At 62.9% G+C, this 348-nt stretch carries 1 protein-coding gene; it reads left to right on the forward strand.

The features are described from left to right. On the forward strand, positions 1-348 hold a 348-nt coding region (locus ASE88_RS00150), incomplete at both ends, for a YncE family protein (RefSeq protein WP_414893191.1).

Genomic DNA, 348 nt, shown 5'->3' on the forward strand with positions numbered 1-348 from the left:
GTTGCTCGGCGTCATCAAGCTCGGCGATCCGCAGCCGATGAATTTTTCCCCGCTCTACAAGGGACAGGTGCTGGTTCACGGCCTCGGCTTCTCGCCGGACGGGAAAACACTGGCCGTCGTGTCGATCGGATCCAACGCCGTGTCGTGGATCGACACCGCCACCAACACCGTCAAGCACACGACCTATGTCGGGCGCAGTCCGCATGAGGCGTTCTTCACGCCGGACGGCAAGGAGGTGTGGGTTACGGTGCGCGGCGAGGATTACATCGCCGTGCTCGACCCCACGACGTACAAGGAGACCGGTCGCATCAAGACGCCCGGTGGTCCGGGCATGACGATCTTCTCTCC

Origin of the sequence: Sphingomonas sp. Leaf38, from assembly GCF_001421825.1 — a bacterium.
Lineage (GTDB): Bacteria > Pseudomonadota > Alphaproteobacteria > Sphingomonadales > Sphingomonadaceae > Sphingomonas.